Genomic DNA, 24293 nt, shown 5'->3' with positions numbered 1-24293 from the left:
TTCGCATTGTTAAGTTCAGTCAATAACTATAAATAAAACAGCGAACTGGCGGCGACGCCAATACCGAGTAGCGACCCAACTCGCTATTCTCTAAACAAAGAAAGTCCATTTCTGACTGCTGCGTTGCGGCAGTCTTTTTTTAGGAATCAGACAGTCATGGCACTGGATACAGTTTTAGTGACACGAGTTGAAGGTACGGCATGGATTCGTACCAGCGATGGCTCCAAAGTAGCTGTTAAAGAAGGGATGCGCGTCCCTGTCAATGCTGAAATCATTACCGAGACCGGCGCGACCGTTGAACTAGAAATTCCGGGCAGCCCGCCCATGACTATTTCTGACAACCGCTCCTTCCTGGTGAGCGGCGATATTGCAGAAACGGATGTAGACCCTGTTGCAGCCGCCTTGGCCAATCCCGACGATCCAGCCATTACGGCTGTGTTGGCCGCTTTGGAAGCCGGCGATGACCCATTTTCCCAACTTGATCCTACCGCTGCGGTCTTGACCGGTGGTGGCGAAGGCGGTGGCAGCAGCTTTACCCGTCTGGTCAGCATTGTGGAAACTACCCGTCCCTTGGCGTTGGAATATCCACGTCCTGGCGTGCCCACTGTTGAAAACGTGCGCTTGGGCGGTTACAGCGGTACAGGCGAAGAGGAAGCCGGCCCCCTGGTTCCTCCCTCTGTTACGGTCAAGATCAATGATGACGGCACGGTTACCTTCACCTTCACTGAAGTGCCATTTGGCTTCGATGTTGGAGACATTGTGGTCACTGGCGGCGGTCGCATTGAAGGCCTGACGCCCGATAACAATGATCCAAAAAACTGGACGGGTACGCTGGTTCCTCCACCGAACTACGAAGGCGACATTACCATCACAGTGCCTGATGGCAGCTACACCAACGAAGCTGGGACCCCTGGTAACGGCGGTCAGGACACGACGACGGTTGACACTCTGCCTCCCGAGGCTGAAATCACGCTCGACCCCATCACGGGCGACGGCGTGGTTAATAAAGAGGAGTCTGACGGCGACGTAACCATCACTGGCACCGTTGGTAAAGACGTTAAACCGGGTGACAAAGTCACCGTTACGGTTGGCGGCAAAGAATACGAAACCACGGTTAATCCGGACGGTAAGACCTGGAGCGTGGACGTTCCTGGCTCCGAGCTGGTCAACAACGACAAGGTTGAGGCCAAGGTCACCACCACGGACGACGCAGGGAACACGACAACTGCGACTGACGAGAAGCCTTACGGCGTAGACGTCACATCTCCTGAAGCCGAGATCACGATTGATCCGATTACGGATGACGATGTGATCAACAAGGATGAATCGGGCGGTGACGTCACGATCACCGGTACGGTTGGTAAAGACGTTAAACCCGGTGACAAAGTCACCGTTACGGTTGGCGGCAAAGAATACGAAACCACGGTTAATCCGGACGGTAAGACCTGGAACGTGGACGTTCCAGGCTCCGAGCTGGTCAACAACGACAAGGTTGAGGCCAAGGTCACCACCACGGACGACGCAGGGAACACTGTTACCGTGGGTACTGAGCGTGACTATGATGTTCAGACCGAGACGCCCGTGGCCACGATCGAGATTGATCAGCCGTTTGTTGACGGTGTTCTGAATCAGGACGAGTCCAAGGTTGAGCAGACGATCACCGGTAGCGTGGGCGGTGCCGCACAAGTAGGCGATGCGGTCGTCGTGACGATTGGTGGTAAAGAGTACCCCGCGACTGTGCAGCCAGGTAACACCTGGAGTGTGACGGTGCCTGCCGATGCGGTGAAAGATCTGCAGCCGGGCGATATCACGGCCGAGGTGACGGGTAAGGATCAGTACGGTAATGCGTATGACGCCGATACGAGCCGTGACTATGATGTTCAGACCGAGACGCCAGTGGCCACGATCGAGATTGATCAGCCGTTTGTTGACGGTGTTCTGAATCAGGACGAGTCCAAGCTTGAGCAGACGATCACCGGTAGCGTGGGCGGTGCCGCGAAAGCAGGCGATGCTGTTGTCGTGACGATTGGCGGTAAAGAGTACCCCGCGACCGTGCAGCCAGGTAACACCTGGAGTGTGACGGTGCCTGCCGATGCGGTGAAAGATCTGCAGCCGGGCGATATCACGGCCGAGGTGACGGGTAAGGATCAGTACGGTAATGCGTACGACGCCGATACGAGCCGTGACTATGATGTTCAGACCGAGACGCCCGTGGCCACGATCGAGATTGATCAGCCGTTTGTTGACGGTGTTCTGAATCAGGACGAGTCCAAGGTTGAGCAGACGATCACCGGTAGCGTGGGCGGTGCCGCGAAAGCAGGCGATGCTGTTGTCGTGACGATTGGCGGTAAAGAATACCCCGCGACCGTGCAGCCAGGTAACACCTGGAGTGTGACGGTGCCTGCCGATGCGGTGAAAGATCTGCAGCCGGGCGATATCACGGCCGAGGTGACGGGTAAGGATCAGTACGGTAATGCGTACGACGCCGATACGAGCCGTGACTATGATGTTCAGACCGAGACGCCCGTGGCCACGATCGAGATTGATCAGCCGTTTGTTGACGGTGTTCTGAATCAGGACGAGTCCAAGGTTGAGCAGACGATCACCGGTAGCGTGGGCGGTGCCGCGAAAGCAGGCGATGCTGTTGTCGTGACGATTGGCGGTAAAGAGTACCCCGCGACCGTGCAGCCAGGTAACACCTGGAGTGTGACGGTGCCTGCCGATGCGGTGAAAGATCTGCAGCCGGGCGATATCACGGCCGAGGTGACGGGTAAGGATCAGTACGGTAATGCGTATGACGCCGATACGAGCCGTGACTATGATGTTCAGACCGAGACGCCCGTGGCCACGATCGAGATTGATCAGCCGTTTGTTGACGGTGTTCTGAATCAGGACGAGTCCAAGGTTGAGCAGACGATCACCGGTAGCGTGGGCGGTGCCGCGAAAGCAGGCGATGCGGTTGTCGTGACGATTGGCGGTAAAGAGTACCCCGCGACCGTGCAGCCAGGTAACACCTGGAGTGTGACGGTGCCTGCCGATGCGGTGAAAGATCTGCAGCCGGGCGATATCACGGCCGAGGTGACGGGTAAGGATCAGTACGGTAATGCGTACGACGCCGATACGAGCCGTGACTATGATGTTCAGACCGAGACGCCAGTGGCCACGATCGAGATTGATCAGCCGTTTGTTGACGGTGTTCTGAATCAGGACGAGTCCAAGGTTGAGCAGACGATCACCGGTAGCGTGGGCGGTGCCGCGAAAGCAGGCGATGCTGTTGTCGTGACGATTGGCGGTAAAGAGTACCCCGCGACCGTGCAGCCAGGTAACACCTGGAGTGTGACGGTGCCTGCCGATGCGGTGAAAGATCTGCAGCCGGGCGATATCACGGCCGAGGTGACGGGTAAGGATCAGTACGGTAATGCGTACGACGCCGATACGAGCCGTGACTATGATGTTCAGACCGAGACGCCCGTGGCCACGATCGAGATTGATCAGCCGTTTGTTGACGGTGTTCTGAATCAGGACGAGTCCAAGGTTGAGCAGACGATCACCGGTAGCGTGGGCGGTGCCGCGAAAGCAGGCGATGCGGTTGTCGTGACGATTGGCGGTAAAGAGTACCCCGCGACCGTGCAGCCAGGTAACACCTGGAGTGTGACGGTGCCTGCCGATGCGGTGAAAGATCTGCAGCCGGGCGATATCACGGCCGAGGTGACGGGTAAGGATCAGTACGGTAATGCGTACGACGCCGATACGAGCCGTGACTATGATGTTCAGACCGAGACGCCCGTGGCTACGATCGAGATTGATCAGCCGTTTGTTGACGGTGTTCTGAATCAGGACGAGTCCAAGGTTGAGCAGACGATCACCGGTAGCGTGGGCGGTGCCGCGAAAGCAGGCGATGCTGTTGTCGTGACGATTGGTGGTAAAGAGTACCCCGCGACCGTGCAGCCAGGTAACACCTGGAGTGTGACGGTGCCTGCCGATGCGGTGAAAGATCTGCAGCCGGGCGATATCACGGCGGAGGTGACGGGTAAGGATCAGTACGGTAATGCGTACGACGCCGATACGAGCCGTGACTATGATGTTCAGACCGAGACGCCCGTGGCCACGATCGAGATTGATCAGCCGTTTGTTGACGGTGTTCTGAATCAGGACGAGTCCAAGGTTGAGCAGACGATCACCGGTAGCGTGGGCGGTGCCGCGAAAGCAGGCGATGCGGTTGTCGTGACGATTGGCGGTAAAGAATACCCCGCGACCGTGCAGCCAGGTAACACCTGGAGTGTGACGGTGCCTGCCGATGCGGTGAAAGATCTGCAGCCGGGCGATATCACGGCCGAGGTGACGGGTAAGGATCAGTACGGTAATGCGTACGACGCCGATACGAGCCGTGACTATGATGTTCAGACCGAGACGCCAGTGGCCACGATCGAGATTGATCAGCCGTTTGTTGACGGTGTTCTGAATCAGGACGAGTCCAAGGTTGAGCAGACGATCACCGGTAGCGTGGGCGGTGCCGCACAAGTAGGCGATGCTGTTGTCGTGACGATTGGTGGTAAAGAGTACCCCGCGACCGTGCAGCCAGGTAACACCTGGAGTGTGACGGTGCCTGCCGATGCGGTGAAAGATCTGCAGCCGGGCGATATCACGGCCGAGGTGACGGGTAAGGATCAGTACGGTAATGCGTACGACGCCGATACGAGCCGTGACTATGATGTTCAGACCGAGACGCCCGTGGCCACGATCGAGATTGATCAGCCGTTTGTTGACGGTGTTCTGAATCAGGACGAGTCCAAGGTTGAGCAGACGATCACCGGTAGCGTGGGCGGTGCCGCACAAGTAGGCGATGCGGTTGTCGTGACGATTGGCGGTAAAGAGTACCCCGCGACCGTGCAGCCAGGTAACACCTGGAGTGTGACGGTGCCTGCCGATGCGGTGAAAGATCTGCAGCCGGGCGATATCACGGCCGAGGTGACGGGTAAGGATCAGTACGGTAATGCGTACGACGCCGATACGAGCCGTGACTATGATGTTCAGACCGAGACGCCCGTGGCCACGATCGAGATTGATCAGCCGTTTGTTGACGGTGTTCTGAATCAGGACGAGTCCAAGGTTGAGCAGACGATCACCGGTAGCGTGGGCGGTGCCGCGAAAGCAGGCGATGCGGTTGTCGTGACGATTGGCGGTAAAGAGTACCCCGCGACCGTGCAGCCAGGTAACACCTGGAGTGTGACGGTGCCTGCCGATGCGGTGAAAGATCTGCAGCCGGGCGATATCACGGCCGAGGTGACGGGTAAGGATCAGTACGGTAATGCGTACGACGCCGATACGAGCCGTGACTATGATGTTCAGACCGAGACGCCCGTGGCCACGATCGAGATTGATCAGCCGTTTGTTGACGGTGTTCTGAATCAGGACGAGTCCAAGGTTGAGCAGACGATCACCGGTAGCGTGGGCGGTGCCGCGAAAGCAGGCGATGCTGTTGTCGTGACGATTGGCGGTAAAGAGTACCCCGCGACCGTGCAGCCAGGTAACACCTGGAGTGTGACGGTGCCTGCCGATGCGGTGAAAGATCTGCAGCCGGGCGATATCACGGCCGAGGTGACGGGTAAGGATCAGTACGGTAATGCGTACGACGCCGATACGAGCCGTGACTATGATGTTCAGACCGAGACGCCCGTGGCTACGATCGAGATTGATCAGCCGTTTGTTGACGGTGTTCTGAATCAGGACGAGTCCAAGGTTGAGCAGACGATCACCGGTAGCGTGGGCGGTGCCGCGAAAGCAGGCGATGCGGTTGTCGTGACGATTGGCGGTAAAGAGTACCCCGCGACCGTGCAGCCAGGTAACACCTGGAGTGTGACGGTGCCTGCCGATGCGGTGAAAGATCTGCAGCCGGGCGATATCACGGCCGAGGTGACGGGTAAGGATCAGTACGGTAATGCGTACGACGCCGATACGAGCCGTGACTATGATGTTCAGACCGAGACGCCCGTGGCCACGATCGAGATTGATCAGCCGTTTGTTGACGGTGTTCTGAATCAGGACGAGTCCAAGGTTGAGCAGACGATCACCGGTAGCGTGGGCGGTGCCGCGAAAGCAGGCGATGCGGTTGTCGTGACGATTGGCGGTAAAGAGTACCCCGCGACCGTGCAGCCAGGTAACACCTGGAGTGTGACGGTGCCTGCCGATGCGGTGAAAGATCTGCAGCCGGGCGATATCACGGCCGAGGTGACGGGTAAGGATCAGTACGGTAATGCGTACGACGCCGATACGAGCCGTGACTATGATGTTCAGACCGAGACGCCCGTGGCCACGATCGAGATTGATCAGCCGTTTGTTGACGGTGTTCTGAATCAGGACGAGTCCAAGGTTGAGCAGACGATCACCGGTAGCGTGGGCGGTGCCGCGAAAGCAGGCGATGCTGTTGTCGTGACGATTGGCGGTAAAGAGTACCCCGCGACCGTGCAGCCAGGTAACACCTGGAGTGTGACGGTGCCTGCCGATGCGGTGAAAGATCTGCAGCCGGGCGATATCACGGCCGAGGTGACGGGTAAGGATCAGTACGGTAATGCGTACGACGCCGATACGAGCCGTGACTATGATGTTCAGACCGAGACGCCCGTGGCCACGATCGAGATTGATCAGCCGTTTGTTGACGGTGTTCTGAATCAGGACGAGTCCAAGGTTGAGCAGACGATCACCGGTAGCGTGGGCGGTGCCGCGAAAGCAGGCGATGCTGTTGTCGTGACGATTGGCGGTAAAGAGTACCCCGCGACCGTGCAGCCAGGTAACACCTGGAGTGTGACGGTGCCTGCCGATGCGGTGAAAGATCTGCAGCCGGGCGATATCACGGCCGAGGTGACGGGTAAGGATCAGTACGGTAATGCGTACGACGCCGATACGAGCCGTGACTATGATGTTCAGACCGAGACGCCCGTGGCCACGATCGAGATTGATCAGCCGTTTGTTGACGGTGTTCTGAATCAGGACGAGTCCAAGGTTGAGCAGACGATCACCGGTAGCGTGGGCGGTGCCGCGAAAGCAGGCGATGCTGTTGTCGTGACGATTGGCGGTAAAGAATACCCCGCGACCGTGCAGCCAGGTAACACCTGGAGTGTGACGGTGCCTGCCGATGCGGTGAAAGATCTGCAGCCGGGCGATATCACGGCCGAGGTGACGGGTAAGGATCAGTACGGTAATGCGTACGACGCCGATACGAGCCGTGACTATGATGTTCAGACCGAGACGCCCGTGGCCACGATCGAGATTGATCAGCCGTTTGTTGACGGTGTTCTGAATCAGGACGAGTCCAAGGTTGAGCAGACGATCACCGGTAGCGTGGGCGGTGCCGCGAAAGCAGGCGATGCTGTTGTCGTGACGATTGGCGGTAAAGAGTACCCCGCGACCGTGCAGCCAGGTAACACCTGGAGTGTGACGGTGCCTGCCGATGCGGTGAAAGATCTGCAGCCGGGCGATATCACGGCCGAGGTGACGGGTAAGGATCAGTACGGTAATGCGTATGACGCCGATACGAGCCGTGACTATGATGTTCAGACCGAGACGCCCGTGGCCACGATCGAGATTGATCAGCCGTTTGTTGACGGTGTTCTGAATCAGGACGAGTCCAAGGTTGAGCAGACGATCACCGGTAGCGTGGGCGGTGCCGCACAAGTAGGCGATGCTGTTGTCGTGACGATTGGCGGTAAAGAGTACCCCGCGACCGTGCAGCCAGGTAACACCTGGAGTGTGACGGTGCCTGCCGATGCGGTGAAAGATCTGCAGCCGGGCGATATCACGGCCGAGGTGACGGGTAAGGATCAGTACGGTAATGCGTACGACGCCGATACGAGCCGTGACTATGATGTTCAGACCGAGACGCCCGTGGCCACGATCGAGATTGATCAGCCGTTTGTTGACGGTGTTCTGAATCAGGACGAGTCCAAGGTTGAGCAGACGATCACCGGTAGCGTGGGCGGTGCCGCGAAGGCAGGCGATGCTGTTGTCGTGACGATTGGCGGTAAAGAGTACCCCGCGACCGTGCAGCCAGGTAACACCTGGAGTGTGACGGTGCCTGCCGATGCGGTGAAAGATCTGCAGCCGGGCGATATCACGGCCGAGGTGACGGGTAAGGATCAGTACGGTAATGCGTACGACGCCGATACGAGCCGTGACTATGATGTTCAGACCGAGACGCCCGTGGCCACGATCGAGATTGATCAGCCGTTTGTTGACGGTGTTCTGAATCAGGACGAGTCCAAGGTTGAGCAGACGATCACCGGTAGCGTGGGCGGTGCCGCGAAGGCAGGCGATGCTGTTGTCGTGACGATTGGCGGTAAAGAGTACCCCGCGACCGTGCAGCCAGGTAACACCTGGAGTGTGACGGTGCCTGCCGATGCGGTGAAAGATCTGCAGCCGGGCGATATCACGGCCGAGGTGACGGGTAAGGATCAGTACGGTAATGCGTACGACGCCGATACGAGCCGTGACTATGATGTTCAGACCGAGACGCCCGTGGCCACGATCGAGATTGATCAGCCGTTTGTTGACGGTGTTCTGAATCAGGACGAGTCCAAGGTTGAGCAGACGATCACCGGTAGCGTGGGCGGTGCCGCGAAAGCAGGCGATGCTGTTGTCGTGACGATTGGCGGTAAAGAGTACCCCGCGACCGTGCAGCCAGGTAACACCTGGAGTGTGACGGTGCCTGCCGATGCGGTGAAAGATCTGCAGCCGGGCGATATCACGGCCGAGGTGACGGGTAAGGATCAGTACGGTAATGCGTACGACGCCGATACGAGCCGTGACTATGATGTTCAGACCGAGACGCCCGTGGCCACGATCGAGATTGATCAGCCGTTTGTTGACGGTGTTCTGAATCAGGACGAGTCCAAGGTTGAGCAGACGATCACCGGTAGCGTGGGCGGTGCCGCGAAAGCAGGCGATGCTGTTGTCGTGACGATTGGCGGTAAAGAGTACCCCGCGACCGTGCAGCCAGGTAACACCTGGAGTGTGACGGTGCCTGCCGATGCGGTGAAAGATCTGCAGCCGGGCGATATCACGGCCGAGGTGACGGGTAAGGATCAGTACGGTAATGCGTATGACGCCGATACGAGCCGTGACTATGATGTTCAGACCGAGACGCCCGTGGCCACGATCGAGATTGATCAGCCGTTTGTTGACGGTGTTCTGAATCAGGACGAGTCCAAGGTTGAGCAGACGATCACCGGTAGCGTGGGCGGTGCCGCGAAAGCAGGCGATGCTGTTGTCGTGACGATTGGCGGTAAAGAGTACCCCGCGACCGTGCAGCCAGGTAACACCTGGAGTGTGACGGTGCCTGCCGATGCGGTGAAAGATCTGCAGCCGGGCGATATCACGGCCGAGGTGACGGGTAAGGATCAGTACGGTAATGCGTACGACGCCGATACGAGCCGTGACTATGATGTTCAGACCGAGACGCCCGTGGCCACGATCGAGATTGATCAGCCGTTTGTTGACGGTGTTCTGAATCAGGACGAGTCCAAGGTTGAGCAGACGATCACCGGTAGCGTGGGCGGTGCCGCGAAAGCAGGCGATGCGTTGTCGTGACGATTGGGGTAAAGAGTACCCCGCGACCGTGCAGCCAGGTAACACCTGGAGTGTGACGGTGCCTGCCGATGCGGTGAAAGATCTGCAGCCGGGCGATATCACGGCCGAGGTGACGGGTAAGGATCAGTACGGTAATGCGTATGACGCCGATACGAGCCGTGACTATGATGTTCAGACCGAGACGCCCGTGGCCACGATCGAGATTGATCAGCCGTTTGTTGACGGTGTTCTGAATCAGGACGAGTCCAAGGTTGAGCAGACGATCACCGGTAGCGTGGGCGGTGCCGCGAAAGCAGGCGATGCGGTTGTCGTGACGATTGGCGGTAAAGAGTACCCCGCGACCGTGCAGCCAGGTAACACCTGGAGTGTGACGGTGCCTGCCGATGCGGTGAAAGATCTGCAGCCGGGCGATATCACGGCCGAGGTGACGGGTAAGGATCAGTACGGTAATGCGTACGACGCCGATACGAGCCGTGACTATGATGTTCAGACCGAGACGCCCGTGGCTACGATCGAGATTGATCAGCCGTTTGTTGACGGTGTTCTGAATCAGGACGAGTCCAAGGTTGAGCAGACGATCACCGGTAGCGTGGGCGGTGCCGCGAAAGCAGGCGATGCTGTTGTCGTGACGATTGGTGGTAAAGATACCCCGCGACCGTGCAGCCAGGTAACACCTGGAGTGTGACGGTGCCTGCCGATGCGGTGAAAGATCTGCAGCCGGGCGATATCACGGCGGAGGTGACGGGTAAGGATCAGTACGGTAATGCGTACGACGCCGATACGAGCCGTGACTATGATGTTCAGACCGAGACGCCCGTGGCCACGATCGAGATTGATCAGCCGTTTGTTGACGGTGTTCTGAATCAGGACGAGTCCAAGGTTGAGCAGACGATCACCGGTAGCGTGGGCGGTGCCGCGAAAGCAGGCGATGCGGTTGTCGTGACGATTGGCGGTAAAGAATACCCCGCGACCGTGCAGCCAGGTAACACCTGGAGTGTGACGGTGCCTGCCGATGCGGTGAAAGATCTGCAGCCGGGCGATATCACGGCCGAGGTGACGGGTAAGGATCAGTACGGTAATGCGTACGACGCCGATACGAGCCGTGACTATGATGTTCAGACCGAGACGCCAGTGGCCACGATCGAGATTGATCAGCCGTTTGTTGACGGTGTTCTGAATCAGGACGAGTCCAAGGTTGAGCAGACGATCACCGGTAGCGTGGGCGGTGCCGCACAAGTAGGCGATGCTGTTGTCGTGACGATTGGTGGTAAAGAGTACCCCGCGACCGTGCAGCCAGGTAACACCTGGAGTGTGACGGTGCCTGCCGATGCGGTGAAAGATCTGCAGCCGGGCGATATCACGGCCGAGGTGACGGGTAAGGATCAGTACGGTAATGCGTACGACGCCGATACGAGCCGTGACTATGATGTTCAGACCGAGACGCCCGTGGCCACGATCGAGATTGATCAGCCGTTTGTTGACGGTGTTCTGAATCAGGACGAGTCCAAGGTTGAGCAGACGATCACCGGTAGCGTGGGCGGTGCCGCACAAGTAGGCGATGCGGTTGTCGTGACGATTGGCGGTAAAGAGTACCCCGCGACCGTGCAGCCAGGTAACACCTGGAGTGTGACGGTGCCTGCCGATGCGGTGAAAGATCTGCAGCCGGGCGATATCACGGCCGAGGTGACGGGTAAGGATCAGTACGGTAATGCGTACGACGCCGATACGAGCCGTGACTATGATGTTCAGACCGAGACGCCCGTGGCCACGATCGAGATTGATCAGCCGTTTGTTGACGGTGTTCTGAATCAGGACGAGTCCAAGGTTGAGCAGACGATCACCGGTAGCGTGGGCGGTGCCGCGAAAGCAGGCGATGCGGTTGTCGTGACGATTGGCGGTAAAGAGTACCCCGCGACCGTGCAGCCAGGTAACACCTGGAGTGTGACGGTGCCTGCCGATGCGGTGAAAGATCTGCAGCCGGGCGATATCACGGCCGAGGTGACGGGTAAGGATCAGTACGGTAATGCGTACGACGCCGATACGAGCCGTGACTATGATGTTCAGACCGAGACGCCCGTGGCCACGATCGAGATTGATCAGCCGTTTGTTGACGGTGTTCTGAATCAGGACGAGTCCAAGGTTGAGCAGACGATCACCGGTAGCGTGGGCGGTGCCGCGAAAGCAGGCGATGCTGTTGTCGTGACGATTGGCGGTAAAGAGTACCCCGCGACCGTGCAGCCAGGTAACACCTGGAGTGTGACGGTGCCTGCCGATGCGGTGAAAGATCTGCAGCCGGGCGATATCACGGCCGAGGTGACGGGTAAGGATCAGTACGGTAATGCGTACGACGCCGATACGAGCCGTGACTATGATGTTCAGACCGAGACGCCCGTGGCTACGATCGAGATTGATCAGCCGTTTGTTGACGGTGTTCTGAATCAGGACGAGTCCAAGGTTGAGCAGACGATCACCGGTAGCGTGGGCGGTGCCGCGAAAGCAGGCGATGCGGTTGTCGTGACGATTGGCGGTAAAGAGTACCCCGCGACCGTGCAGCCAGGTAACACCTGGAGTGTGACGGTGCCTGCCGATGCGGTGAAAGATCTGCAGCCGGGCGATATCACGGCCGAGGTGACGGGTAAGGATCAGTACGGTAATGCGTACGACGCCGATACGAGCCGTGACTATGATGTTCAGACCGAGACGCCCGTGGCCACGATCGAGATTGATCAGCCGTTTGTTGACGGTGTTCTGAATCAGGACGAGTCCAAGGTTGAGCAGACGATCACCGGTAGCGTGGGCGGTGCCGCGAAAGCAGGCGATGCGGTTGTCGTGACGATTGGCGGTAAAGAGTACCCCGCGACCGTGCAGCCAGGTAACACCTGGAGTGTGACGGTGCCTGCCGATGCGGTGAAAGATCTGCAGCCGGGCGATATCACGGCCGAGGTGACGGGTAAGGATCAGTACGGTAATGCGTACGACGCCGATACGAGCCGTGACTATGATGTTCAGACCGAGACGCCCGTGGCCACGATCGAGATTGATCAGCCGTTTGTTGACGGTGTTCTGAATCAGGACGAGTCCAAGGTTGAGCAGACGATCACCGGTAGCGTGGGCGGTGCCGCGAAAGCAGGCGATGCTGTTGTCGTGACGATTGGCGGTAAAGAGTACCCCGCGACCGTGCAGCCAGGTAACACCTGGAGTGTGACGGTGCCTGCCGATGCGGTGAAAGATCTGCAGCCGGGCGATATCACGGCCGAGGTGACGGGTAAGGATCAGTACGGTAATGCGTACGACGCCGATACGAGCCGTGACTATGATGTTCAGACCGAGACGCCCGTGGCCACGATCGAGATTGATCAGCCGTTTGTTGACGGTGTTCTGAATCAGGACGAGTCCAAGGTTGAGCAGACGATCACCGGTAGCGTGGGCGGTGCCGCGAAAGCAGGCGATGCTGTTGTCGTGACGATTGGCGGTAAAGAGTACCCCGCGACCGTGCAGCCAGGTAACACCTGGAGTGTGACGGTGCCTGCCGATGCGGTGAAAGATCTGCAGCCGGGCGATATCACGGCCGAGGTGACGGGTAAGGATCAGTACGGTAATGCGTACGACGCCGATACGAGCCGTGACTATGATGTTCAGACCGAGACGCCCGTGGCCACGATCGAGATTGATCAGCCGTTTGTTGACGGTGTTCTGAATCAGGACGAGTCCAAGGTTGAGCAGACGATCACCGGTAGCGTGGGCGGTGCCGCGAAAGCAGGCGATGCTGTTGTCGTGACGATTGGCGGTAAAGAATACCCCGCGACCGTGCAGCCAGGTAACACCTGGAGTGTGACGGTGCCTGCCGATGCGGTGAAAGATCTGCAGCCGGGCGATATCACGGCCGAGGTGACGGGTAAGGATCAGTACGGTAATGCGTACGACGCCGATACGAGCCGTGACTATGATGTTCAGACCGAGACGCCCGTGGCCACGATCGAGATTGATCAGCCGTTTGTTGACGGTGTTCTGAATCAGGACGAGTCCAAGGTTGAGCAGACGATCACCGGTAGCGTGGGCGGTGCCGCGAAAGCAGGCGATGCTGTTGTCGTGACGATTGGCGGTAAAGAGTACCCCGCGACCGTGCAGCCAGGTAACACCTGGAGTGTGACGGTGCCTGCCGATGCGGTGAAAGATCTGCAGCCGGGCGATATCACGGCCGAGGTGACGGGTAAGGATCAGTACGGTAATGCGTATGACGCCGATACGAGCCGTGACTATGATGTTCAGACCGAGACGCCCGTGGCCACGATCGAGATTGATCAGCCGTTTGTTGACGGTGTTCTGAATCAGGACGAGTCCAAGGTTGAGCAGACGATCACCGGTAGCGTGGGCGGTGCCGCACAAGTAGGCGATGCTGTTGTCGTGACGATTGGCGGTAAAGAGTACCCCGCGACCGTGCAGCCAGGTAACACCTGGAGTGTGACGGTGCCTGCCGATGCGGTGAAAGATCTGCAGCCGGGCGATATCACGGCCGAGGTGACGGGTAAGGATCAGTACGGTAATGCGTACGACGCCGATACGAGCCGTGACTATGATGTTCAGACCGAGACGCCCGTGGCCACGATCGAGATTGATCAGCCGTTTGTTGACGGTGTTCTGAATCAGGACGAGTCCAAGGTTGAGCAGACGATCACCGGTAGCGTGGGCGGTGCCGCGAAGGCAGGCGATGCTGTTGTCGTGACGATTGGCGGTAAAGAGTACCCCGCGACCGTGCAGCCAGGTAACACCTGGAGTGTGACGGTGCCTGCCGATGCGGTGAAAGATCTGCAGCCGGGCGATATCACGGCCGAGGTGACGGGTAAGGATCAGTACGGTAATGCGTACGACGCCGATACGAGCCGTGACTATGATGTTCAGACCGAGACGCCCGTGGCCACGATCGAGATTGATCAGCCGTTTGTTGACGGTGTTCTGAATCAGGACGAGTCCAAGGTTGAGCAGACGATCACCGGTAGCGTGGGCGGTGCCGCGAAGGCAGGCGATGCTGTTGTCGTGACGATTGGCGGTAAAGAGTACCCCGCGACCGTGCAGCCAGGTAACACCTGGAGTGTGACGGTGCCTGCCGATGCGGTGAAAGATCTGCAGCCGGGCGATATCACGGCCGAGGTGACGGGTAAGGATCAGTACGGTAATGCGTACGACGCCGATACGAGCCGTGACTATGATGTTCAGACCGAGACGCCCGTGGCCACGATCGAGATTGATCAGCCGTTTGTTGACGGTGTTCTGAATCAGGACGAGTCCAAGGTTGAGCAGACGATCACCGGTAGCGTGGGCGGTGCCGCGAAAGCAGGCGATGCTGTTGTCGTGACGATTGGCGGTAAAGAGTACCCCGCGACCGTGCAGCCAGGTAACACCTGGAGTGTGACGGTGCCTGCCGATGCGGTGAAAGATCTGCAGCCGGGCGATATCACGGCCGAGGTGACGGGTAAGGATCAGTACGGTAATGCGTACGACGCCGATACGAGCCGTGACTATGATGTTCAGACCGAGACGCCCGTGGCCACGATCGAGATTGATCAGCCGTTTGTTGACGGTGTTCTGAATCAGGACGAGTCCAAGGTTGAGCAGACGATCACCGGTAGCGTGGGCGGTGCCGCGAAAGCAGGCGATGCTGTTGTCGTGACGATTGGCGGTAAAGAGTACCCGCGACCGTGCAGCCAGGTAACACCTGGAGTGTGACGGTGCCTGCCGATGCGGTGAAAGATCTGCAGCCGGGCGATATCACGGCCGAGGTGACGGGTAAGGATCAGTACGGTAATGCGTATGACGCCGATACGAGCCGTGACTATGATGTTCAGACCGAGACGCCCGTGGCCACGATCGAGATTGATCAGCCGTTTGTTGACGGTGTTCTGAATCAGGACGAGTCCAAGGTTGAGCAGACGATCACCGGTAGCGTGGGCGGTGCCGCGAAAGCAGGCGATGCTGTTGTCGTGACGATTGGCGGTAAAGAGTACCCCGCGACCGTGCAGCCAGGTAACACCTGGAGTGTGACGGTGCCTGCCGATGCGGTGAAAGATCTGCAGCCGGGCGATATCACGGCCGAGGTGACGGGTAAGGATCAGTACGGTAATGCGTACGACGCCGATACGAGCCGTGACTATGATGTTCAGACCGAGACGCCCGTGGCCACGATCGAGATTGATCAGCCGTTTGTTGACGGTGTTCTGAATCAGGACGAGTCCAAGGTTGAGCAGACGATCACCGGTAGCGTGGGCGGTGCCGCGAAAGCAGGCGATGCGGTTGTCGTGACGATTGGTGGTAAAGAGTACCCCGCGACCGTGCAGCCAGGTAACACCTGGAGTGTGACGGTGCCTGCCGATGCGGTGAAAGATCTGCAGCCGGGCGATATCACGGCCGAGGTGACGGGTAAGGATCAGTACGGTAATGCGTATGACGCCGATACGAGCCGTGACTATGATGTTCAGACCGAGACGCCCGTGGCCACGATCGAGATTGATCAGCCGTTTGTTGACGGTGTTCTGAATCAGGACGAGTCCAAGGTTGAGCAGACGATCACCGGTAGCGTGGGCGGTGCCGCGAAAGCAGGCGATGCGGTTGTCGTGACGATTGGCGGTAAAGAGTACCCCGCGACCGTGCAGCCAGGTAACACCTGGAGTGTGACGGTGCCTGCCGATGCGGTGAAAGATCTGCAGCCGGGCGATATCACGGCCGAGGTGACGGGTAAGGATCAGTACGGTAATGCGTACGACGCCGATACGAGCCGTGACTATGATGTTCAGACCGAGACGCCCGTGGCCACGATCGAGATTGATCAGCCGTTTGTTGACGGTGTTCTGAATCAGGACGAGTCCAAGGTTGAGCAGACGATCACCGGTAGCGTGGGCGGTGCCGCGAAAGCAGGCGATGCTGTTGTCGTGACGATTGGCGGTAAAGAATACCCCGCGACCGTGCAGCCAGGTAACACCTGGAGTGTGACGGTGCCTGCCGATGCGGTGAAAGATCTGCAGCCGGGCGATATCACGGCGGAGGTGACGGGTAAGGATCAGTACGGTAATGCGTACGACGCCGATACGAGCCGTGACTATGATGTTCAGACCGAGACGCCCGTGGCCACGATCGAGATTGATCAGCCGTTTGTTGACGGTGTTCTGAATCAGGACGAGTCCAAGGTTGAGCAGACGATCACCGGTAGCGTGGGCGGTGCCGCGAAAGCAGGCGATGCGGTTGTCGTGACGATTGGCGGTAAAGAATACCCCGCGACCGTGCAGCCAGGTAACACCTGGAGTGTGACGGTGCCTGCCGATGCGGTGAAAGATCTGCAGCCGGGCGATATCACGGCCGAGGTGACGGGTAAGGATCAGTACGGTAATGCGTACGACGCCGATACGAGCCGTGACTATGATGTTCAGACCGAGACGCCAGTGGCCACGATCGAGATTGATCAGCCGTTTGTTGACGGTGTTCTGAATCAGGACGAGTCCAAGGTTGAGCAGACGATCACCGGTAGCGTGGGCGGTGCCGCACAAGTAGGCGATGCTGTTGTCGTGACGATTGGTGGTAAAGAGTACCCCGCGACCGTGCAGCCAGGTAACACCTGGAGTGTGACGGTGCCTGCCGATGCGGTGAAAGATCTGCAGCCGGGCGATATCACGGCCGAGGTGACGGGTAAGGATCAGTACGGTAATGCGTACGACGCCGATACGAGCCGTGACTATGATGTTCAGACCGAGACGCCCGTGGCCACGATCGAGATTGATCAGCCGTTTGTTGACGGTGTTCTGAATCAGGACGAGTCCAAGGTTGAGCAGACGATCACCGGTAGCGTGGGCGGTGCCGCACAAGTAGGCGATGCTGTTGTCGTGACGATTGGCGGTAAAGAGTACCCCGCGACCGTGCAGCCAGGTAACACCTGGAGTGTGACGGTGCCTGCCGATGCGGTGAAAGATCTGCAGCCGGGCGATATCACGGCCGAGGTGACGGGTAAGGATCAGTACGGTAATGCGTACGACGCCGATACGAGCCGTGACTATGATGTTCAGACCGAGACGCCCGTGGCCACGATCGAGATTGATCAGCCGTTTGTTGACGGTGTTCTGAATCAGGACGAGTCCAAGGTTGAGCAGACGATCACCGGTAGCGTGGGCGGTGCCGCGAAAGCAGGCGATGCGGTTGTCGTGACGATTGGCGGTAAAGAGTACCCCGCGACCGTGCAGCCAGGTAACACCTGGAGTGTGACGGTGCCTGCCGATGCGGTGAAAGATCTGCAGCCGGGCGATATCACGGCCGAGGTGACGGGTAAGGATCAGTACGGTAATGCGTACGACGCCGATACGAGCCGTGACTATGATGTTCAGACCGAGACGCCCGTGGCCACGATCGAGATTGATCAGCCGTTTGTTGACGGTGTTCTGAATCAGGACGAGTCCAAGGTTGAGCAGACGATCACCGGTAGCGTGGGCGGTGCCGCGAAAGCAGGCGATGCTGTTGTCGTGACGATTGGCGGTAAAGAGTACCCCGCGACCGTGCAGCCAGGTAACACCTGGAGTGTGACGGTGCCTGCCGATGCGGTGAAAGATCTGCAGCCGGGCGATATCACGGCCGAGGTGACGGGTAAGGATCAGTACGGTAATGCGTACGACGCCGATACGAGCCGTGACTATGATGTTCAGACCGAGACGCCCGTGGCCACGATCGAGATTGATCAGCCGTTTGTTGACGGTGTTCTGAATCAGGACGAGTCCAAGGTTGAGCAGACGATCACCGGTAGCGTGGGCGGTGCCGCGAAAGCAGGCGATGCGGTTGTCGTGACGATTGGTGGTAAAGAGTACCCCGCGACCGTGCAGCCAGGTAACACCTGGAGTGTGACGGTGCCTGCCGATGCGGTGAAAGATCTGCAGCCGGGCGATATCACGGCCGAGGTGACGGGTAAGGATCAGTACGGTAATGCGTACGAAGCGGATGATGTCGTAGAGTTTGATGTCCAGACCACGCCGCCCGAGGCTGAGATCACTTTGGACCCGATCGCAGGCAACAATGTGATTGATCACGATGAGGCAGGTGATGGTACAGGTACGATCAATATGACCGGTACGGTTGGCAAGGATGTTCAACCTGGCGACACCGTTATTCTGACGATTGGCGGTAAGGAGTACCCCGGCACCGTTGGTAGCGACTTGACCTTCAAGATTCCTGTGCCTGTGAAGGATCTGCTGAATAACGATAAGGTTGATGCCAAAGTAACGATCACAGACTCCGCTGGCAACAGCGCGTCCGCAGAAGATTCAGGTGCTTACACCCTGGATTTGGATCAACTGATTGTTGACGGTAACGGCGGTGGCAACCCGAACGGTGGCGTGGGTGATGATGTCATTATTGGTGACCGCGGCGGTGTCCAGGAAAATATCGTTCATGGGCAGAGCTACAACATTGCCATTCTGGTTGACCGTTCCAACAGCATGAAGGAAGCCTCTGGTACGGATGGTCTGAACCGTATGCAGTTGCTCAAGGCTGCGCTGACGACGTTGGCTACCAGCCTGGCCAACCACGAAGGTGGTACGGTGAACCTGAGCATCATCGGCTTTGGTACCTACGCGGATCAGCCTATGATATTTAAGGATCTGACTCATGCTGATTTGTTGAGCCTGATCAATTCGATCGACACCTTGAACGGTTACAACGCGGACTGGAGTGCGAAGCAGGGTGGTACCAACTATGAAGCCGCCTTTAAAGCGGCCGAAGCATGGTTCAAGACGAGCGATGCGCCTGCTGTGGACAAGAACGGCAACGCGTATGAAAACGTCACCTACTTCCTGACTGACGGGAATCCTACTCAGTATGGTAATGCACAGGGTGCTGGCAATAGTTACGACGCCACTGCTGATGCGCGTGGTAAGAGTGCGTATGACAGCCTGGTGAGTTCTTCAGGCAGCAAGGTTTACGCTGTCGGTATTGGTAATGATGTCAGCGTGGATATTCTGCGTAAGTATGACAATACCGGTACCGAGGTCATTGATGTGTTAGGTGGTACCCGGGCCGTTACTGACTTTGAGAATGGCCGTCACGACGGTTGGGCTAAGGTTAATGGTCAAGGCACAGTCCAAGTCAAAGATTTGGGTAAATATGTAGGCTGGCCATGGAATCAGCGCTGGGAAGCCGACAAGCGTCTGGAAATTACCGATACTTACAGCAAGGGGAACGATACCTCTACGACGATTCGTGGCCCAGGCATGACTGTGGCTGCTGGACACTACGGCAAACTGAGCTTTTATTACTCGGAAGACGGTCGTAACAGCCAAGATGTGTTTAAGTGGCAGTTGCAGAAGTACAACGAGAAGACAGGTAACTGGGAAGTTGTGCAGGAAGGCGGTCGTCCAGGTAGCTCCGGCACCATCACGACCAAGCCCGTGGGCGAAGGCCAATACCGCTTCGAGTTCCTGGTGGACGATCGTTCCAGCAGCAGTAACTACAAGGTCTACATTGATGACGTAACGCTGTTGTCCTCCGGCAATCCTCAGGATTGGACAGAGGTTAACAAGGTCGACATCGTCAATACCAAGGAAGACCTGGATGCTGCCCTGAAGGGTGGTTCGGTAACGAACGATCCAGCACCAGTAGGTAATGACACCATTCTGGGCGGTGATGGTAATGACATCATCTTCGGTGACACGATTAACACCGATGGTTCCGTCTTGCCATGGGATGAAGTGGGTGGTCGTCCGGATAATCTGCCAGAAGGTTCCGGCCTGAAGGCACTGGAAGTGTTCCTGCAGATGAAAAACGGCGGTACACCCGCAACCGGCGTTGAGTTGTACGAGTACATCAAGCAGAATCACACCGCCTTTAATGTGGCAGGTGACCAGCGTGGCGGCGACGATACGCTGGATGGCGGTAAAGGCAATGACATCCTGTACGGCCAAGGTGGCACCGACACCCTGATCGGCGGTGCGGGTGACGACATCCTGTTCGGCGGCGAGGGCAATGACACCTTCGTGTGGAACAAGGGGGATGAAGGCACTGTCAGCAAGCCGGCTGTGGATTACGTGATGGACTTCGGTGACTCCGGCACCGATACGCTGGATATCACCGATCTGTTGTCGGGCCATAACCTCAATAATGGTGATTTGAGCCAGTACTTGACGGTAGGCCGTTCGGATAGCGGCAAGATGGAGATCGGTATCAGCTCTCAAGGCAACGGTCAGATTGATCAGAAGATCATTCTGGACAATATCGCCTTTGACGCAGAGAAGGCAGCCCAAATTGCCAACTCGCTGAAAGACGGTACTTTGAAGTCATCCGATTTCTAAATCGTTAGCTGACACGGCGCTATCTCATCGATAGCGCTACGCCCCACAAATCCGCATGGGTTTGTGGGGTTTTTTGTCTGTGGCTTGTCGTCAGCGCCAATAGCAGATGTCTGACTTTTCTGCCTATGATCCTGGAGTATCGAGCGAATCAGCCAGTGAAATCAGACGGGATGAAGCCCCTGGTCGCTTCAGATCCTTTTGTATGCCTGTCTGTGCGTGGTCGTCCGACCGGTTTGCCGACTTGCTTCCTGATTCGATAGTATGACGGGGCAGGTAGACTGATTTTGCGTCCGAAATACGCTGCCGATGCGGTATTCAGGTGTTATGGCAATTGCCAGGCTCTCGCTAAATAGGCAAGCTGTAAGGCCGTTATAAGGGTTTGCTTATTTGGGACTGACGTGTTCTTGTCTTTTGCCTGGCTACGCCTTTTTCTTCGATCTAGGGTTGCGCTGCTTGTGCTGGTCACACTGCTGGTTGGAGTGTGGCTGCCTTTGTCAGTGCCAGCCTTGCAGTTCGAGGCCAGCAAGATTCGACAGACGGCGGTCGCCCGCTTTGGTGCCCGGGCCGGAACAGCGATTGACCGGTGGATGGCTAATCTGGAGTCTGCGCGGGGCTTAAGCGAGCGCCGCCAGCTCGATGCCGTCAATGATTTCTGGAACATGACGGCAATGGCAGGTGAGGACATCCATATTTGGGGACAACTCGATTATTGGGCAACCCCCGTCGAGACTCTGGGAAAAGGGGCCGCTGATTGTGAAGACTTTGTGATTGGCAAATATTTTTCCTTGTTGCATCTGGGTGTGCCCAATGAAAAACTCCGATTGATTTATGTCAGGGCGCAAGTGGGTGGCCAAAGCATTGCCCATATGGTGTTGGGCTATTACCCTACGCCGCAGTCCGAGCCTTTGCTGCTGGACAACTTAAGCGGCTCGATCCGTCCCGCCAGCCAGCGTCCCGATTTAACGCCTGTGTTCAGTTTTAACTCGCAAGGCGTGTATGTCGGTAATGCCCAAAAGGGCTCGGTAGACAGCATCAGTCGTTGGCGTGGCTTGCTGGACAAAATGCGTAAGGAAGGCTTTGTGCCATGATGATGAGCCCCAGGCTGTGCGGGTCGGGGCGCCGATCAGAAACAACGACCAGGGTGGCCTTTCAAGGCGGACTAGACAAGAATTTATGGAATATACGGAAGCGCTATGTCTTTACTTAAACAGCTACTGCTAAGTGTCTCGTGCGCGATTCTTGCTATTTTGGTGGGCACGCTGTGGTTTAGCGTCGATTCGGCACGTCAATACCTGAGCAGCCAGTTGCAGGCCCAGGCAGAGTCGGCGGCGACTTCGCTGGCCTTGACCTTGTCGCAGCCCAGCAACCAGGACCCGGTCACCCAAGAGCTGTTGATTGCTGCTTTGTACGACACCGGGCAGTTTGAGCGTATCCGCTTCTCTGATACCGCCAACGCCGTATTGGTTGAGCGCAGCACGCAGCAGGAAACGCAGGTCAGCACGTCCTCACCGGCATGGTTTGCCAACTCCTTGCCCATTGAGGTGCCTGTGGCGCTAGCGCATGTCAGTAATGGCTGGAACCAGATTGGTACGGTTGAGGTCAAGCCTGCCGATGAGTATGCCCGCGCCAGTTTATGGAAAAGCTTTGTGCGCGTGACCTTGCTGGTGCTGGGCGCCGGGATTGCGTGGGGCGTGTTTGTATTGATGGTCATGGCCTGGTTGCGTCGGGCCTTGCGTGACCATGTGCAGTTCGAATTGCAGCAGATGGATCAAAGTGACTCTGCGCCCGGTCGCAAGAAAGTACGTCTCATTCCTGAGTTGGAAGAGGTCGCCCATACTTTAAGTACCGTGCAAAAGCGGATACGGGTCAGCAGTCAGGAACAAAATGCCCGGATCGAACAGTTGCAGCTGGAGCTCAATTGCGACCCCGTCACTGGTCTGGCTAACCGTAAGTACTTTGTCAATCTGTTCCGGCAAGTGCTGCAGCAAGAGCAGGGTGGTCATGTCTTGCTGTTTCGACAGCGAGATTTGTTGCCATTGAATACCTCCTTGTCGCGCGATGCAGTGGATGCCTGGTTGAAATTGGTGACCCAGCGTTGCGCTGAGCTGTTGCGGGAAAATGGTATGGACGTGGGTGATCTGGCGCGCTTGAATGGCTCTGACTTTATTGTGCTGCTCAAGGGGCAGACGGGCCCTCAGGTGATGGGTTTTGCCCAGGAGCTACGCACGGCCTTGCAGGAATTGCGCCAACCCTTGCCGGACGGCAGCCTGTGTCGCTGGTCCATGGCGATGACGAACTATGAGGCTCACGATTCGCTCAGTGCTGTGATGACACGCCTGGATAATGCGCTGATGCGCGCTGAAGGGGCGGGGCACCAGGAGGTGGAGTACCGACCTTCGGAAGGGGGGCATCACGAGGCGGGTTCTTCAATCGGCGAGCAGGAGTGGCATTCACGCATTGAACGCGGCCTGGAGCAGGGGCGTATTGAGCTGAGCGTGAAACCGGGTGTCGAAGTCTGGGGTCAGGCAGGCCAGATTTACGATGCCACCCTGAACTTGCTGCCCGAGCAGCCAGGGCAGGCCAGTTTGCCCGCTTATCTCTTCATTCCCGTGGCGGTGCGCCTGGGTCTTTCGGCGCAATGTGATTTGCGTACCATGCAATTGGCCAGCGACTGGCTGGCCACGCATGAAGGCAGTCTGAGCGTGCGAGTGTCATGGGCCTCCGTGGTCAAGCCGGACTTTGCGCAGCAGGTGGCCGATGTGCTGTCCAAGACAGGTGACAAGGCCCAGCGTCTGATCATTGAACTGGATGCCTACTGTCTCAGCGAACACGATGCGGAAACGGTCGCGTTTGTGGATAAATTGCGTCCTTTGGGCGTGCAGTTTGGCTTGCGTCGCGTTCTGGAGCAGCCCGAATCCATTTTGTGGTTGCACATGATGGCCCTCAAGTACATCGTTCTGGATGACGAACGGGCGCAGACCTTGCAGGCTGAGGTCGGAGGACGTCATTTGCTGATGGCGTTTCTGCAAAGCTTGCAGGAACTGGGTATTGGCTTGCGTCGGGTTACACGCGCCAGCAATAGCGCCCAACTGGACGAGTTGTTGCGCGAAAACGCCGTGCTGCCAAGGCCTTAGCAAATAAATCCTTGTTTTTCTGGGGCTTATTTGCTAGTATATGTGGCTTACCTCTTTATTTTGACCGGAGAGGCTTTAGTCGCCTATCCGGATTGAAGTTGGTAATACAACGTTTTGTCTCTCGCAAGATTTCAACCTAGGGTTCGGCTTGCCGGACCAGATCGAGATCGGGTTTACGGTATCGAACTGGCTGGATCCGAATCTGACGGGACCAAAACTGGTTGTGTGACCCAGTCATTTTGGCTGGATCGTTGCAATTAAGTTG

Annotated in this window: 4 protein-coding genes and 1 pseudogene; all 5 read left to right on the top strand. The window is 57.6% G+C overall.

Translation table 11 applies throughout. From position 1 onward, the window contains the following. The first annotated feature begins 156 nt into the window (after positions 1-156). The 5 genes and pseudogenes from FE795_RS16720 to FE795_RS16695 all read left to right on the top strand — a co-directional run bounded on the left by FE795_RS16720 (position 157) and on the right by FE795_RS16695 (position 24028). Positions 157-9582 (top strand): retention module-containing protein, encoded by a 9426-nt coding sequence (locus FE795_RS16720; protein ID WP_219235351.1) that lies wholly within the window; start codon positions 157-159, stop codon positions 9580-9582. Further along, positions 9569-20337 (top strand): annotated as a pseudogene (locus FE795_RS17335) (Ig-like domain-containing protein). Before FE795_RS16720 ends, FE795_RS17335 begins: the two are co-directional and overlap by 14 nt. Before the next feature lie 23 nt (positions 20338-20360). Beyond that, entirely contained in the window at positions 20361-20894 is a 534-nt protein-coding gene (locus FE795_RS17385) for a type I secretion C-terminal target domain-containing protein (protein WP_268885621.1), read from the top strand. Positions 20895-21349: 455 nt separating this feature from the next. Beyond that, entirely contained in the window at positions 21350-21982 is a 633-nt protein-coding gene (locus FE795_RS16700) for a transglutaminase-like cysteine peptidase (protein ID WP_219235345.1), read from the top strand. A 105-nt stretch (positions 21983-22087) separates the two neighbouring features. Next, on the top strand, positions 22088-24028 hold the full coding sequence (locus FE795_RS16695) for a bifunctional diguanylate cyclase/phosphodiesterase (RefSeq protein ID WP_131071089.1): 1941 nt from the start codon (positions 22088-22090) through the stop codon (positions 24026-24028). Positions 24029-24293: the final 265 nt, after the last annotated feature.

It is taken from the genome of Alcaligenes ammonioxydans (assembly GCF_019343455.1).
GTDB classification, from domain to species: domain Bacteria; phylum Pseudomonadota; class Gammaproteobacteria; order Burkholderiales; family Burkholderiaceae_B; genus Alcaligenes; species Alcaligenes ammonioxydans.
The sequence above is the reverse complement of the archived record's forward strand: the minus strand, read 5'-3'. Positions and strand labels throughout refer to the sequence as shown.

Bases quoted from the DNA above. Each gene is read 5' to 3' on its own strand.
- FE795_RS17385 (WP_268885621.1), top strand. From the start codon at position 20,361: ATGAAAAACGGCGGTACACCCGCAACCGGCGTTGAGTTGTACGAGTAC.
- FE795_RS16695 (WP_131071089.1), top strand. From the start codon at position 22,088: ATGTCTTTACTTAAACAGCTACTGCTAAGTGTCTCGTGCGCGATTCTT.
- FE795_RS16720 (WP_219235351.1), top strand. From the start codon at position 157: ATGGCACTGGATACAGTTTTAGTGACACGAGTTGAAGGTACGGCATGG.